The sequence below is a fragment of the Sphingomonas sp. BGYR3 genome, from assembly GCF_025153455.1.
GTDB lineage: Bacteria > Pseudomonadota > Alphaproteobacteria > Sphingomonadales > Sphingomonadaceae > Sphingomonas.
In genome coordinates this window covers 396,045-412,031 of record NZ_JANZNT010000002.1, presented here as the reverse complement: position 1 = coordinate 412,031, position 15,987 = coordinate 396,045, and the positions used below count along the sequence as shown (strand labels likewise).

Genomic DNA, 15,987 nt, shown 5'->3' with positions numbered 1-15,987 from the left:
TTGGCGGAAAGAAAAAGTGGGGAGAGGATAATGAACAACAGGATTCTGCTGTGCATGGGCGGTTCCCTTATCGCCCTGTGCGCGATCGAACCGGCCAGCGCGATGCAGCAGGCCGCGCCTGCCACCGCCAGCGCCGCAACCGAGGAGGCCGAAGCTGCCGCAGTCGATGCCGGTGCCGATGCCGAGGCAGCGCAGGACGCCGCCCTGGATGGCCAGCCGGGCAGCGACATCGTCGTTACCGGCTATCGCGCATCGCTGCGCAATGCGATCGACCTGAAACGCACGTCCACCGTTCAGATCGACGCGATCACGGCCGAGGATATTGCCGATTTCCCGGACAACAACCTGGCCGAATCGCTGCAGCGCCTGCCCGGCGTGTCGGTTGACCGCGACAATGGCGAAGGCCGGTCGATCACGGTCCGCGGCCTGGGCGGCGATTTCAACCGGACCCGCCTGAACGGACTGGAGGCGCTGTCGACTGCCGGTGCGAACGATGCCGGCACAAGCCCCAACCGCAGCCGGTCGTTCGACTACAACACCTTTGCATCCGAGCTGTTCAACTCGCTGACGGTGCAGAAGACTCCGTCTGCGGAAACCGATGAAGGGTCGCTGGGCGCGACCATCGACCTGCAGACCGCGCGGCCGTTCGATTACAAGAAGGGCGCGTTCGGCCTGTCGTCCGAGGGCAGCTATCAGGCGAACAGCGGCAAGTGGGAGCCGCGCGTCGCCGGCCTGGTGTCGCGGCGGTTCGGCGATATCGGCATCCTGTTTTCCGCGGCCTGGGCGAAATCGGAAAACGAAATCGACCAGTACCGCCGTCAGGCCGGGCAGTCCGACTATGTCTATCGCGGCAGCACCTGGGCGGGGAACGAGAACCCGCAGCGGGCCGGATTTGCCGCGCCGGCCGGAACCGCGTTCGGCACGGCGATCACCAATCCGGAGATCGTCAATCTGTTGTCGGGATCCAATCCCGAAGCCTATGCAAAGCTGTATCCCGGTTCGCCGTTCAACACGCCCGGCCGGTTCGACAATTCGACGGTGCGCTTCCCCGCCCTGCCCTCGATCGAGCAGCAGGACGTCACCTATGAGCGGCTGGGCCTGACCACCTCCTATCAGTGGCAGATCACGGGCCGCACGCGGCTGTCGATCGACGGGCTGTATTCGCGGTTCAAGAACAAGTCGACGATCAACCAGCTGTCGCCGGTGGGCCTCAACCGCAACAACACCAATGCGACGCTGAACACCGCCGGCAACACGTTGACGCCGCAGGCCGCGCGCGCGCTGTATCCCGGCCTGTGCGTGCCGAGTGCAGGTAACGCATTCACCCCGCCCCAGGATTGCGGCAATCAGCTGTACGGCACCACGCCGGCGTTCGGCACGGCCCTGAACGCGCAGGGCCAGCGGGTGACATCGGTGCTGGCGCCGAGCGCGGTCGTGCCGGGGGCGCTGGCTGCGAACAACCCGACCGCGTCCAACATCTTCAGCGTCAATCCGTTCAACCTTGATCCGTATGACTATTACAACAACCCCAATTCGGTGGGGTACATCCCGTCGACCAACCGGTTGGCGTTTCGCGGCGCGCTGATCGGGCGGCCTGCAGTCCGGTTGCAGGACGTCAATGTCGAAAACGGCATCGTCAATTACATGACGGCGACCAATGTCGATTTCCGGTCCGCCGCCGACCAGTCCGAATACACCACCACGTTCAAGCAGGCATCGGCCCAGCTGGACCATGAATTCACCGACACGTTCCGCATGACGTTCGTTGGCGGTGCGTCGGAATCGCGGCTGAACCAGCAGGGCCTGCTGGTCGAATTCAACCGGATGGATTCGCCGGGCCTGTATGTGTTCGACGAGCGCGACACCGACACCATGCCGTTCATGGATTTCGGGTTCGACGTCGCCAATCCCGCGAACTGGGATACGGTCAAGGGCTTTTCCGGCATCCGGCATTTCCAGCGGTCGACCGTCAACACCTATCGTCAGGGCAAGATCGATTTCGACCTCGATCTGAATGACGAGCTGAAGCTGAGCTTTGGCGGGAATTACCGCGAATATGCGTTCCGCACCGTCCAGTTCGAACGCAATGTCGACATCCTGAACCCGACCCTGGCCGAAGCCGGGACCAACGCATCGGCCGTCGGCCGCATGATCGAGTTTGGCCAGGGCCTGACCGTGCCGGAAGGGACGATCAGCAGCTTTTACGTGCCGAGCATCGATGCGTTCGATTCCCTGTTCGATTTCACCTGCAACTGCGTCAACAAGTTCGGCGACTGGCGCATCACCAACCTGCGCAACGGCGGCCGCGAGAATTTTGCGGTGACCGAGAAGCTGACCGGCATCTATTTCCAGATGGACTGGGATTCGTTGCTGTTCGGGCGGCCGTTCCGCGGCAATGCGGGCATGCGCATGGCCAAGACGGACGTGACGTCGGACGGCACCACGCCGAGCGGCCGCGCGATCCAGGGGACCAACAAGTACACCGATTTCCTGCCGTCGCTGAACATCGTGTACGAACCGCTGAACGATGTGCTTGTCCGGTTTAGCATTTCGAAGGTGATGGCACGTCCGCTGCTGGGCAATCTGTCGCCGTCGATCACCGCAATCTCGGTGCCGAACACCGGCGAGACGGTGGGCGCGACGCTGACCATCGGCAACCCGCAGCTGAAGCCGTTCCGGTCGACGAACATGGATGCCAGCGTGGAATGGTATTTCTCGCGCGGCGGCCTGTTGTCCATCGCGGCGTTCAACAAGGACATCCTGAGCTTTCCGCAGACGATCAACTTTTCCGCGCCGCTCAGCCAGCTGGTCGGAGCGGAGAATGTCGATGCGATCCGCCAGGGGTTCACCAACGCCAACCAGCTTGCCTATATCGACGGCGACAATGTGTTCACCGCGCGCCAGTTCCGCGACGCGCCGGGCGGCTATATCCGCGGCATCGAAGTGAGCTTCCAGCAGGAGCTTGAGTTCCTGCCGTGGATTTTCAAGAATCTGGGCGTGCAGGTGAACTATACCTACATCCAGTCGGAGCTGAATTACATCCTGGACCCCGGTTCGGCGACGGTGGCGCAGACCACTGGCGCCGCCCCGTTCCTGGGCGTGTCACCCGAGGCACTGAACGCCACGCTGTCCTATGAAACCAGCCGGTTCCGGGCGCGCATTTCGGTGGCGAACCGCAAGGGATATTCGACCAACTATCCGATCGCGGGCGGCACCTGTGCGCCGGGGCTGCAGAACAATCCGGCCAATCCGTCGGTTGCCGGCACGCCGTGCGATGCGCCGCTGATCAACGATTTCCAGTATAGCCGTTCGACGACCAATGTGGACGCATCCACCAGTTACCAGTTCACGGATTGGCTGTCGGTGACGGCCGAGGCGCTGAACATCACCAACCAGCCGAACGAGCGTTATGCCTATCAGGGGCAGGAGGCCATTACCCAATATGGCAGCCCCGGCCCGATCTATCGCGTGGGTGCCCGCCTGCGCTTCTGATCTCCCTCCTGCCCCGCATTTCCGGCACGAAATGCGGGGCCGCTTTTTGTCCGTGTCCGTGAGAGTATCCGATGAAGCTATCGCGTCGTGACAGTCTGCTGGCCGGATGGGCCGGAATGGCCGCAATGTCGGGCGCGCCGGGCGCGCTGGCACAGACCGCCGGGGAGCAGACCACCGCGCCTACCCATCGCCGTGGCCATGACAATCAGCGGGTCGCCGATCTGGGCAACGGCACGTTCCTCAATCCCCTGATCGCGGGCGATCATCCCGATCCCACCATCCTGAAGGACGGGCGGGATTATTACATGACGTTTTCGACGTTCGATTCCTATCCCGGCCTGGTCATCTGGCATTCGCAGGACCTGATCAACTGGCGACCGATCACTGCGGCGCTGACGCGCAATATCGGTGCGGTGTGGGCGCCCGAGCTGACCAAGCACAAGGGTCGCTATTACCTCTATATCCCGACCAAGAACCCGACGACCAACTGGGTCATTCATGCCGACCGGATCGAGGGGCCGTGGAGCGACCCCATCGATCTTGGCCTGCGCAGCCACATCGATCCCGGCCATGCGGTGGGCGAGGATAGCAGCCGGTGGCTGTTCCTGTCGGGCGGCGACCGCATCCGGCTGGCCGCGGATGGCCTGTCGACGGTCGGTCCGGTCGAGCATGTCTACGACCCCTGGCGCTATCCCGACGTCTGGGCGGTCGAGGGGTTCAGCCCGGAAGGGCCAAAGGTGATGCGCCGCGGCGATTATTTCTACCTGATCACGGCCGTGGGCGGCACCGCGGGTCCGCCGACCGGCCACATGGTCATCGCCGCGCGGTCAAAGTCCATCCATGGGCCATGGGAGCATCATCCCGGCAACCCGATCGTCCGCACCACGTCGCTGGACGAACAATGGTGGTCGCGGGGACACGCCACGCTGGTCGAGGGGCCGGACGGCAGCTGGTGGTCGGTCTATCACGGGTTTGAAAACGGGTTCTGGACGCTGGGGCGACAGACGCTGCTGGACCCGGTTGAATGGACGGATGACGGCTGGTTCCGGATGACGGGCGGCGACCTGTCCCGGCCGATTGCCAAGCCCCGGGGGGGCAAGGCGCAGCCGCATGGCGCGCCGCTGTCGGATGATTTTTCGACGCTGGCGCTGGGCACCAAATGGAACTTTTTTCGCCCCGCACCGGACGAACGCAGCCGGGTCAAGGTGGCGAACAACGCGCTGCATCTTGCCGCGCGGGGCAAGGCGCCGTCGGACAGTTCGCCCCTGCTGCTGATTGCAGGGGATCCCGCCTATCAGTTCGAATGTACCATCGAGATCGAGCCGGACGGCGTTGCCGGACTGGTCCTGTTTTACGACGACAAGCTGTATTGCGGGCTGGGATTCGACCGGCAGCGGTTCGTGACGCACCAATATGGCATCGAGCGGGGACGGCCCGCCCATGGCCATGGTCAGAAGGTGCGGATGCGGGTGACCAACAACCGGCATATCGTCGCATTCCACACCAGCACCGATGACGGGGCGACGTGGAAACGGTTCGACCGCGGCATGGAGGTGTCGGGATATCACCATAATGTGCGCGGCGGGTTCCTGATGCTGCGCCCTGGCCTGTATTCGGCGGGCAGCGGCACCGCGCGGTTTACCGATTTCCGGTTCCGGGCATTGTGAGGGGGGATGAAGATGGGACGTCATGGACCTGGCCGGGCGCGGCTGTCGACGGCATTGCTGGCGCTGTCCGCCCTGACCGCCGCGACGCCGGGCATGGCCAGAAAGATCGGGACCATCGAGCCGTCCCCGCCCCTGTCCGCCGAACGGATCGCCAGCCTGCCCAGGGCGGAGCGGGCGGCATGGACGGCGTACTTCACGCGGTCCGCCGAGCAGATGCGCGCGGACAAGGCGGCGCTGGCGGCGGAACTGCCCCCCGGTGCCACGCCGCCGCCATCCCCGCCGGGCGGCGGCGGCGAGTTGCCCGGCGGCGACCCGGATTATTTCCGGTCGGCCGAGGCGCGGGCGATTGCCGATACCATCGTCAGTTTCCAGACGCCGGCCGGCGGATGGGGCAAGAACACGCCGCGCACGATCCCGCCGCGCCGGCCCGGCCAGCATTATATTCACGAGGAAACGCCGGGCAGCGGCGGCGCAAGGGACTGGGCATTCGTCGGCACCATCGACAACAGCGCGACGACCGGCGAGATCGCGTATCTGGAACGCGTGATTGCAGCGACGGGCAAGGCGGGCGAGGCGCGGTATGGCGCGGCATTGCGGCGCGGGGTCGATTACCTGCTGGCCGCGCAATATCCGACGGGCGGGTGGCCGCAGGTCTGGCCGCTGATGGGCGGTTATCACAATGCCATCACCTATAATGACGATGCCATGGCGCGGGTCATCCGGCTGTTGATCGATGTCGGCGCAGGCAAGGGCGGCTATGCCATGCTGTCGGCGGATCATCGGGCGCGGGCCGACCGGGCGGTCAAGGCCGGGATCGATTGCATCCTGCGCACCCAGATCGTCGTGAACGGCGTGCGGACCGGATGGGCGCAGCAGCATGACCCGATCACGCTGAAACCCGTGACGGCGCGCGCCTATGAACCCGCCGAGCTGACCAGTGCGGAGAGCGTACGGCTGCTGTCGTTGCTGATGTCGTTGCCCAACCCGTCCCCGGCCGTCCGGCGCGCCGTCGCCGACGGGATGGCATGGGTGGACCGCAGCGTGATCCGCGACGCCGCCTGGACCAAGGAAGGCGGCAATCCCCGGATCGTGCAGCAAAAGGGCGCGGTGCTGTGGTCGCGATTTTACCGGGCGAGCGACAACCTGCCCATCTTTGGCGACCGGGACCGCAGCCTGTACGACGATGTGATGAACATCAGCGCGGAGCGGCGCGGCGGCTATGCCTGGTTCAACAAGAGCGGCCTGTCGGCACAGGCCGAATATGCGCGCTGGAAAAAGGCCAATGGCGGATGACCGGTCAGCGGCCTGACGGGGCGGCGCCCGCCCGTTTGTCCAGGCGATCGACGAACAGCAGCGGGCGCATGTCCGGTACCGCATCGGCCAACAGTTCGGCGACCATTTCCGCGAAGTAATCCGCGCCCTCAACGCCCAGATGCGTGCGATCAAAGGCCAGTTTCGGCAGCGCGGTGGGGATGACGTTCACCTCTGTTGCGGACGGGCTCGCGGTCGGGGCCGGGGCGGCAGGCGGAACCGCGCCGGGCGGCAGCTGGGCAAACCGCTCTGCCGCCCGTTCGCCCATCGTCTGGACCGCAGCGGCGCTGGCGGCGTTGAGGTCGATCAGCGGCACGTCCGCCTCCTTCGCCACCGTGCGGATGGCGGCGGCCCAGGGTTCCAGATCATTGTCCAGCCGGGCGTCGCGGAACGTCCGCCGGGTCAGCGGGGTCAGCAGCACGGGGATCGCCCCTGCCCTGCGCGCATCATCGACATAGCGCCGGATATAACCGGGAAATTCCTGCGCCAGTTCGGTCGAGCGCGTCTTTCCCGGTTGATCGTTATGGCCGAACTGGATCAGCACCCAGGTGCGTTGATATCCGGGCACGCGCGCCTCGTTCAGCGCCAGTTCCCACGATCGTTCCTGCATATAGGTGCGCGAACTGCGCCCGCCCCGCGCCAGATTGAGGCACGCCATGAACGAGGTGACGTGATAGGCGCAGAAGCTGGGCCCCCAGCCACCGACGACCGCCGTGGTGGAATCGCCGACCAGGATGATTTTCGACGGCGCGATCTCCCGCGGAAATTCGCGCGGCACGGGTGCCAGTGCCGGTGCGGTCTGGGCGCGGGCAGCGACGGGCAGCGTCAGCAGCGCGGCCGCTATCATGATGGACGTGCGGTTCATCGGACCTTCCTCTCCTGTGCCAGGGCCATCAGCCCCTCGTCGATCCAGCCGGTATCGCCGCCGAAAAACTGGTCCCGCCGCCACTGCGCGGCCTGTTCCCGGCTGAGCCGATGCGCGGTCGCCACGCGCGGCGGGGGCGGTGCGCCGCGGCCGGTTGAGCGATATTCGGCATAATAGCTCGTCTTCAGACGGTCGGTCGTGCCCGGCGTCCATTCCCGCCAGCCGCCGGGGGCAACGGGTGCATCCATGCGGGTGTCGAGAAAGATGACGCGTGCATAGTCGCGCCACGACCGGCCCAGCCAGATCGGCCCCGCGTCGGCATCGGCAGTGATCGTGCAGCGATCGAAGACATAGGCGCTGGGGTCATCATCGGCATTCCGGCTGTGCGCGGTGATCATCACCGTCGATCCGGCATTGCCGTGCAGGGCGCAGCGGCTGAAATAGGCATTGGCGTTGCCGAAGATGAAATCGACATGGCCGGATATCCGGCTGTTCCCGAAATAGTGCCGCGACAATCGACCGCCCGGCCCCTTGCCCGCGAACAGCGTATCCTGATGCCCGTCCAGCCGGACATGATCGAGCACCGCCCGGTCGCCGGTCAGTGCCAGTGCAACCGCCTGGGTCGGATAGGCATCGGGGCGCAAGGCCCAGTCGTTGCGGACCGTCAGGTTGCCCATGCGGAACCGGTCGCCCGAAACGGTAAGCGTCGCCGACCTGACAGTGCCGCCCGCCTTTTGCGAGGAATCGTCCCAGGTGATGACCGTGTCCTCCGGGCGATCGCCCAGCCCGACCAGCGTGACATTGGCGGCCGTGATGGCCAGCTTTTCCCGCCAGAGGCCGCGATCGATGCGGATGACCCCGCCCTGTGGCGGCAGGGCGGCGATGGCGGCGGCCACCGTCCGATGCGCCCCCGGCACCGACAGGCTGACCCGCAGGCGGGCGACGGGGTCGGGCGCGGCCAGGGCGACCGGCGCGATGCCGATCGCCAGCGTCGCAGCGGCGATGCCAAGCATATGCCGACGACTGGTCAGGTAAATGCCGTGCCGCCCTGTCATCCGCCCCCCGACATTATTCTGTTCGGCGGCATGATGCGGATCGGGTAACCGGTGTCAACAGCGAAGCGGGCACCGCGCCCGAACGGTGGAGGGGATGCCCTAGAACAGCCCCTGGATCAGGCCGTCGGCATCGACGCGGATGGATTCTGCCGCAGGTACGCGGGGCAGGCCGGGCATGGTGCGGATGTCGCCGCAGATCGCGACGACAAAGCCCGCCCCCGCTGCCAGCCGCACGTCGCGCACCGATACGATATGCCCGGTCGGCGCGCCCAGCGCGGCGGGATCGGTGGAAAAGCTGTACTGCGTCTTGGCAATGCAGACAGGCAGGTGGCCATAGCCCGCATCCTGCCACCGGGCGAGTTGAGCGTGCACCTCTGGCGAGGCGACCGCCGCCTCTGCCCGGTAAATGCGGGTGGCGACGGTGTTGATCTTGTCGAACAGCGGCAGGTCGTCGTCATAGAGCGGCGCGAATTGCGACGGCGCGTCGGCAATTTCGACCACCCGCCGGGCCAGATCCTCCGCTCCCGCACCGCCATCGGCCCAGTGCGTGCAGATCATCGCCTGTGACCCGTGTGCCGCAACGATCGAGGCAATGGCGGCCAGTTCATCGTCGCCATCGGTGTGGAACCGGTTGATCGCGACGACGGCGGGCACGCCGAACTGCCGGACATTTTCGATATGGCGCACCAGATTGACCGCGCCGCGCCGGACCGCATCGACATCCGGCCGGGCCAGATCGCCCTTGGCAACGCCGCCATTCATCTTGAGCGCGCGGACGGTGGCCACGATGACCACGGCATCGGGGCGCAGGCCCGATTGGCGGCATTTGATGTCGAAGAATTTTTCCGCGCCCAGATCTGCCCCGAACCCCGCTTCGGTCACGACATAGTCGGCAAGGCCAAGGCCGGTGCGCGTGGCAATGACCGAATTGCAGCCATGGGCGATATTGGCGAACGGGCCGCCATGAACCAGCGCGGGATTGCCCTCCAGCGTCTGGACCAGATTGGGCTTGATCGCCTGTGCCAGCAGCACCGCCATGGCGCCGTCGGCGTTCAGGTCGCGGGCCGTGACGGGCCGCCGGTCGCGGGTATAGCCGATGACGATCCGGCTGAGCCGCGCCTCCAGATCGGCAAGGCCGTCGGCCAGGCACAGGATCGCCATGACTTCGGACGCGACCGTGATGTCGAACCCGGATTCGCGAGGATACCCGTTCACTGCGCCGCCAAGCGATTGAACAATGTCGCGCAGCGCCCGGTCGTTCATGTCGACGACGCGGCGCCAGACCACCCGGCGGGTGTCGATGCCCAGCGCATTGCCCCAATAGATGTGATTGTCGATCATCGCGGCGAGCAGGTTGTGCGCGCTGGTGATCGCGTGGAAATCGCCGGTGAAATGCAGGTTGATGTCTTCCATCGGGATGACCTGCGCATAGCCGCCCCCGGCCGCCCCGCCCTTTGTCCCGAAACAGGGGCCGAGCGAGGGTTCGCGCAGGCACAGCATCGTCCGCTTGCCGATCCGGTTCAGCGCATCCGCCAGCCCGACCGACGTCGTCGTCTTCCCCTCTCCCGCCGGGGTCGGGTTGATCGCGGTGACCAGGATCAGCTTGCCCGGCGCATCGCACGCGGGCAGGCGGTGGACGTCCACCTTTGCCTTGTGATGCCCATAGGGTTCGACGGCGTCGGCGGGGATCCCGGCGCGCTCCGCGATTTCCAGAACCGGGCGGATGGCGGCGGCGCGCGAGATTTCAATGTCGGTCAGCATGGGTTTCTCTACCATGCCGAAGGGACAGGGCAATCACCGGATGCCGGCGTTGCCGGATGGTTCAGCCGCCGGGCAACGGCACAGGATCGACGACCAGCAGCAACCGATGCTCGCCCGTTCCGGCAATCGGCGGCGAGCGATGCAGCACGGCCGGCGGGTCGAGCAGCACCCGGCCCTTGAAGATCGCAACGTCACCGGGCCGAAGCCGATCGATCCGGTCGGGCGTGTCTGCACGGTGCCATTCGGTCGCGCGGCCGCGATAGGTGGTCAAGAGGCGCAGCGTGACATAGTCCGCATGAAACTTTCGGCAGGCATCGGTTTCAACGACGTGCAGTCGGATCGCCAGCCGGGTGCAGCCCGCAACATCGCCCAGCACCTGCGCCAACCGCGCCATGTCGTCGCCGATCATGCGCGCGGCCGAAGCGGGAAAGCCGCTGACCGCCAGGGCTGCTGCAAAGGCCTCTCCGCTGATCGGCAGATCGACGATCAGATCGGTATCGTCGATCCCGTCAAGGTCGAGCGCGTCCACAGCATCGGACAGACGGGGCGGCAAGGAACGCGAATGAATGGCCAGGGCGATATCGGGATGCCGGACCGCAGCCAGATCCTCAAGCGAGCGGGTTGCGGCCGCAACGGCGTCTGCGCGGTCAATGACGGTCGCCATCCCGGACAGGCGGTGATCGTTCATGGTCATGCGGAACCTTAAGGAAAATGTTATGGTATAACATTGCATGTCTTAGCAGGGCTGCGGGAGGATTGTCCAGCGGGCGGCGGATCGGGGCGGCGGGAGGTCGACGGCGCCTCAGGCGCTCCACGTCCCGCCGATCAGGCCGATATACAGGCTGGGGACCATGCCGATCCATGAGGCGATCATGAGGAGGATGACGAGCAACAGGCTTTTCAGCGCCCCGTCCCACCACGCCGCGAACCACAGCCCCTTGCCCATGCGAAAGAACGCGACGAACAGGGAGGCCCACATGATCAGCAGCGCGTACAGCTGAAGCCCCTCGATCTGCGGGGCTGGGCCGATGAACAGGATCGGCACGGTCCACACGCACATCAGCACATTGGCCGACCGAAAGCTGCGCCGCCAGTCCAGCCCGCTCCACCATTTGAGCAGCGGCGCGGCGAGCAGGGCGTTGAGGACGGCGATGATGGGCGTCACGACCAGCGACATCCAGCTTTCGGCATCGTCGATAAATGCGTCCCGGCTTTTTCCGGACCGGGCCAGCCAGGGATCGATCAGGCTGGCGGGCCAACCCTCGATCACGCCCTTCAATCCGCCAACCAGAAACAGGTAGAACATCAATATCCCGCACAGCCCCATGTAGAAGCCGAAGGGCCGCGAATAGCGCTGGCCGCCGGTGGGACCGTGGATCAGATAGTGTTCAAGGGCGACGCGCGGCCGGATCAGCAGGTCGCGGAACGTGCGGAACTCGATCTCTCCGAAACCGGTGGTTTCCTCGCACAGGTCAACAAAGGTCTGGCGGCGGCTGGACAGCCGGTTCACCGAATTCTCGGCCATGTCACCCCCCATATGCGCCGGGACCGCCGTTCGCATCTTCCCGCCCGCGCTGCGCCAGACGGCGTGCCGCATCTCAATGGCTTGGCGAGGGTTCGTCAAGGCCGCAGCTGAGGCGGGACAAGCCCCGGCCTATTGCCGCGCGCGGAATGGCGCCACGCCGGCCATTCGTTTGAAGAACCGCGAAAAATGGGCGGGATCCGCAAAGCCCAGGGCATAGCCGATTTCAGCGACCGACAGGTTGGAATAGCGCAGCAGCCGACGCGCCTCCAGCACCGTGCGCTCATCCTGGATCCGCAGGGGGGAATCGCCCGCCACGGCCATGCAGGCGGCGCGCAGGGTCGATACGCTGACGCCCAGCATGGCGGCGTGTTCCGCAACGGTCAGGCGGCGCCGGAAATCGCGTTCGATCCGGTCGCGATAGCGCGCCACGATGGACATTGCCCGGCTGACCCGGATGGCCGTTGCCGGTGGCTGGGCATGGCGCATCGCCTCTGCGATCAGGGCAAGCAGGATGCCGGTCACCGCCAGCGCCCGTCCCGGCGAATCCCAGTTCAGGTTGCGGGACAATTCGGCGATCCATCCTTCGATCACCGGCAGCCGCTCGGCCGCCACGGGATGCAGCGACCACCGGCCGAACAGCGCCGATGCCTGGGGGCTGAACAGGCCCAGCGCATCAATCTGTTCCATGGCGACGGTGACGACATGGCCGCGCGATTCCTGTGCCCATTCAAAGCCGTGAATCACGCTGGATGGCACGATCACCAGCACTGGCGCGCGGAACGGGTGCCGTTCGCCCTCGATGATCGCAGTGCCGTCGCCATGGGCAATCAGCATGATATGGGCAAGGCCGTCATGCCGGTGCGGGGCGATGGTCCATTCGCTGGGCCGCGACCGGTCATCCAGCGATTCGCAATGGACGAACGCCGCCTCTACCGCGCGTGGCGGCTCACCATACAGGTAGAAACTGGGAATGACGGGCGGGTCGGCCATGGTCACTTGGCTATCGCACACTGGCGAAATGTCCAAGTTTTTTGGCCTTTGCGATATCGCCGCTGATGCCGATCCTGCCTAGGTTTGGCCGACAGGATCGGCAGGAGCAGGCCAATGCGGACACAGGTTGCGATCATCGGGGCTGGCCCGGCGGGGCTGCTGCTGGGCCATTTGCTGCGCGCCGAAGGGATCGACGTGACCATCGTCGAGCGCCAGACGCCCGACTATATCCTGGGCCGCATCCGCGCCGGCGTGCTGGAGCGGACGACGACCGACCTGATGACCCGGCTGGGCCTGGACGAGCGGATGAAGCGTGAGGGCCTGCTGCACAGCGGGTTCTTTCTGGCCGATGGCGAACGGCTGATCCACATCGACATTGCCGAGCTGATCGGGCGGCACGTCACGGTTTACGGCCAGACCGAACTGACCCGCGACCTGATGAGCGCGGCGGACGAGCGCGGGCTGACCATCCTGTACGGGGCATCCGACGTCGCGCTGGGCGATGTGGACAGCGACGCGCCGTTCGTCACGTTCAGCATGGATGGCCGCGCGCAGCGGCTGGACTGTGATTTCATCTGCGGCTGCGACGGATTTCACGGGCCGTCGCGTCAGGCCATTCCGGCATCGGTCCAGCGGGTGTTCGACAAGCAATATCCGTTCGGGTGGCTGGGCATCCTGGCCGATGTGCCGCCCTGTACCGAGGAGCTGATCTACGCCAATCACGAGCGCGGATTTGCGCTGGCGTCGATGCGGTCGCCGACGCGGAGCCGATATTATATCCAGGTGCCGCTGGGCGAGCCGGTCGACAACTGGCCCGACGAGCGGCTGTGGGACGAACTGGCCATCCGGCTGGGGCCGGAAGCGGGAAGCCGGATCGTGCGCGGGCCGGCCATCGAAAAATCGGTCGCGCCGCTGCGTTCGTTCGTTTCGGAGCCGATGCGCCATGGCCGCCTGTTCCTGGCCGGGGATGCCGCCCATATCGTGCCGCCCACGGGGGCAAAGGGCCTGAACCTGGCGGCATCGGACGTCGCCTATCTGTCCGAGGCGCTGACCGGATGGTATCGGCGCGGGGACGCGGACGGCATTGCCGGCTATTCGGACCGTGCGCTGGCGCGGGTGTGGAAATCGGAACGGTTTTCGTGGCAGCTGACCCGGCTGATGCACCGTTTTCCGGACACCGACGCCTTTGACCGGCGGATGCAGGTGGCGGAGATGGATTATATCGCCGGTTCGGCAGCGGCGCAGACGGCGATTGCCGAAAATTATGTGGGCCTGCCGCTTTAGGGGTGATCCTGCGCCATCGCTTCTTCGAGCCGCTGGGCAAGGTCGCGCAGCTGATCCAGTTCGCCGGGCGCGAAATGGCTGTCGATCGACTGTTCCGTCGCCTCCAGCGCCGCCAGCAATTCCTGGGCGAGCGCCGCCCCCTTTGGCGTCAGCCGCATCGCCTGTGACCGGCCGTCGATGGCGGCACGGTCCAGCAGCCCGCGGGTTTCAAGGTCAGCGACGATCGGCGTCATGTTCGCCCGCTTGATGCCCAGTTCCGCGCACAGATCCCGCTGACGGCAGCCCGGATTGGCGCTGATCAGGATGAGCACGGTGCCCAGCGTGATGCTGAGCCCCCGCTCCTCTGCCGTGCGTCCCGCCTTCGCCATCAGTGCGACCGACGCCCGGCGCATCCGATAGCCCAGATGATGCGCGACCGGATTGTGCATTTGGTCCGTCATCAGGCCCGCCCCGCCCCCTTGCGCGTCGCTGCGCGGCCAAAACCGCTTGCCACGCCAGCGGAAAGGCTTATGCTATACCCCATAACATTAAGCGTATATGCATCTGGAGTCGGATATGCCTGCGTCATCGGTTCCTCTGTTCATTGGCGGCACGACACGGACCACCGGTTCACAATTCGACCGTATAAACCCGGTGACGGGGCGTGTGGCAACCACTGCCGCCGCAGCGTCGCCGGAAGAGGCGGCCGAGGCGTGCGATGCGGCCGCCGCTGCCCTGCCCGCCTGGTCTGCGCTTGGCCCCAATGCGCGGCGGGCGAAGCTGATGGCCGCTGCCGCCGCCATGGATGCGCGTGCGGCCGATTTTGTCGATGCGATGATGACCGAAATCGGCGCGACCGAAGGCTGGGCGCGGTTCAACCTGATGCTGGCCGTCGGCATGGTGCGCGAGGCAGCGGCGCTGACCACGCAGATCAGCGGCGAGGTGATCCCGTCCGACAAGCCGGGCTGCATCGCCATGGCCCTGCGCGAACCGGCCGGCGTCGTGCTGGGCATCGCGCCGTGGAATGCGCCGATCATCCTGGGCACGCGCGCCATCGCAGTGCCGCTGGCCTGCGGCAACACCGTGGTGCTGAAGGCGTCGGAGCAATGCCCGCGCACCCACGCGCTGATCATTGATGCCTTTGCCGAGGCGGGACTGGGCGATGGGGTCGTCAACCTGGTCACCAATGCGCCGGCCGATGCGGGCGAGGTCGTTGGCGCGATGATCGATCACCCGGCCGTGCGCCGCGTGAACTTTACCGGATCGACGGCGGTGGGGCGGATCATCGCCCGGCGCTGCGCCGACAATCTGAAGCCCGCGCTGCTGGAACTGGGCGGCAAGGCGCCGCTGATCGTGCTGGAGGACGCCGATCTGGACGAGGCGGTCAAGGCGGCGGCGTTCGGCGCGTTCATGAACCAGGGCCAGATCTGCATGTCGACCGAACGGATCATCGTGGTCGATGCGGTTGCCGATGCCTTTGCCGACAAGCTGGCGGCCAAGGTGGCGACGATGCCCGTCGGCGACCCGCGCGAGGGCAAGACGCCGCTGGGCGCGGTGGTTGACCAGAAGACGGTCGATCATGTCCGCGCGCTGATCGACGATGCGCTGGCGGCGGGGGCACGGCAGCTGAACGGCGGCGCGGCGGACGGCGTGCTGATGCCCGCCCATGTCATTGACGGGGTGACCCCAGCGATGAAGCTGTTCCGCGACGAAAGTTTCGGCCCCGTGGTCGGCATCATCCGCGCGGCAGACGAGGCGGAGGCGATCCGGCTGGCCAACGATACCGAATATGGCCTGTCCGCAGCCGTGTTCACGCGGGACGCGGCACGCGGCCTGCGTGTTGCGCGGCAGATCAAATCGGGCATCTGCCACGTCAACGGCCCGACCGTGCATGACGAGGCGCAGATGCCGTTCGGCGGGGTCAAGGCGTCCGGTTACGGCCGGTTCGGCGGCCGCGCGGGCATCGATGCCTTCACCGAACTGCGCTGGATCACGATCGAGACCCAGCCGGGCCATTATCCCATCTGAACCCCGTCCCCACCCGTTCCGCTGCGAAAG

Annotated in this window: 12 protein-coding genes; 5 read left to right on the top strand and 7 right to left on the bottom strand. The window is 66.0% G+C overall.

Annotated features, from left to right (window positions below):
* Positions 1-30: 30 nt before the first annotated feature.
* The 3 genes from NYR55_RS13855 to pelA all read left to right on the top strand — a co-directional run bounded on the left by NYR55_RS13855 (position 31) and on the right by pelA (position 6,452).
* Positions 31-3,492, top strand: a complete 3,462-nt coding sequence (locus tag NYR55_RS13855; protein ID WP_260022133.1) for a TonB-dependent receptor — start codon at positions 31-33, stop codon at positions 3,490-3,492.
* A 71-nt stretch (positions 3,493-3,563) separates the two neighbouring features.
* A complete protein-coding gene (locus NYR55_RS13850) occupies positions 3,564-5,159 on the top strand; it encodes a family 43 glycosylhydrolase (protein ID WP_260022132.1) in 1,596 nt (531 codons plus the stop codon).
* A gap of 12 nt (positions 5,160-5,171) precedes the next feature.
* Positions 5,172-6,452, top strand: a complete 1,281-nt coding sequence (pelA, locus tag NYR55_RS13845) for a pectate lyase (RefSeq protein ID WP_260022131.1) — start codon at positions 5,172-5,174, stop codon at positions 6,450-6,452.
* Between the two features lie 4 nt (positions 6,453-6,456).
* Here the strand turns inward: pelA and NYR55_RS13840 are convergent, their stop codons facing one another.
* The 6 genes from NYR55_RS13840 to NYR55_RS13815 form a co-directional block, all read right to left on the bottom strand.
* Entirely contained in the window at positions 6,457-7,335 is an 879-nt protein-coding gene (locus NYR55_RS13840) for a rhamnogalacturonan acetylesterase (protein ID WP_260022130.1), read from the bottom strand.
* Complete coding sequence (locus NYR55_RS13835) at positions 7,332-8,390, bottom strand: pectinesterase family protein (RefSeq protein ID WP_260022128.1); 1,059 nt, start codon at positions 8,388-8,390, stop codon at positions 7,332-7,334. Before NYR55_RS13835 ends, NYR55_RS13840 begins: the two co-directional genes overlap by 4 nt.
* Before the next feature lie 99 nt (positions 8,391-8,489).
* The gene (locus NYR55_RS13830) at positions 8,490-10,151 is read right to left on the bottom strand and encodes a formate--tetrahydrofolate ligase (protein WP_260022391.1); all 1,662 of its coding nucleotides are present in this window, start codon (positions 10,149-10,151) and stop codon (positions 8,490-8,492) included.
* Positions 10,152-10,212: 61 nt separating this feature from the next.
* Positions 10,213-10,845, bottom strand: a complete 633-nt coding sequence (locus NYR55_RS13825; protein WP_260022127.1) for a DUF1826 domain-containing protein — start codon at positions 10,843-10,845, stop codon at positions 10,213-10,215.
* Positions 10,846-10,953: 108 nt separating this feature from the next.
* Positions 10,954-11,676: a hypothetical protein gene (locus tag NYR55_RS13820; RefSeq protein ID WP_260022126.1), complete on the bottom strand. Its 723-nt coding sequence runs from the start codon at positions 11,674-11,676 to the stop codon at positions 10,954-10,956.
* Between the two features lie 129 nt (positions 11,677-11,805).
* A complete protein-coding gene (locus tag NYR55_RS13815; protein ID WP_260022125.1) occupies positions 11,806-12,666 on the bottom strand; it encodes a helix-turn-helix domain-containing protein in 861 nt (286 codons plus the stop codon).
* 114 nt (positions 12,667-12,780) lie between these two features.
* Between NYR55_RS13815 and pobA the strand changes: the two genes are divergently transcribed.
* A complete protein-coding gene (pobA, locus tag NYR55_RS13810) occupies positions 12,781-13,950 on the top strand; it encodes a 4-hydroxybenzoate 3-monooxygenase (RefSeq protein WP_260022124.1) in 1,170 nt (389 codons plus the stop codon).
* Here the strand turns inward: pobA and NYR55_RS13805 are convergent.
* Positions 13,947-14,390 carry a MarR family winged helix-turn-helix transcriptional regulator gene (locus tag NYR55_RS13805; protein ID WP_260022123.1) on the bottom strand — a complete coding sequence of 148 codons (444 nt, stop codon included), beginning with the start codon at positions 14,388-14,390 and terminating at the stop codon, positions 13,947-13,949. The genes pobA and NYR55_RS13805 overlap by 4 nt on opposite strands.
* 115 nt (positions 14,391-14,505) lie before the next feature.
* Here NYR55_RS13805 and NYR55_RS13800 point away from each other — a divergent pair, with 115 nt between their 5' ends.
* Positions 14,506-15,957, top strand: coding sequence for an aldehyde dehydrogenase (locus tag NYR55_RS13800; RefSeq protein ID WP_260022122.1), 1,452 nt, complete (start codon positions 14,506-14,508; stop codon positions 15,955-15,957).
* Positions 15,958-15,987 lie beyond the last annotated feature (30 nt).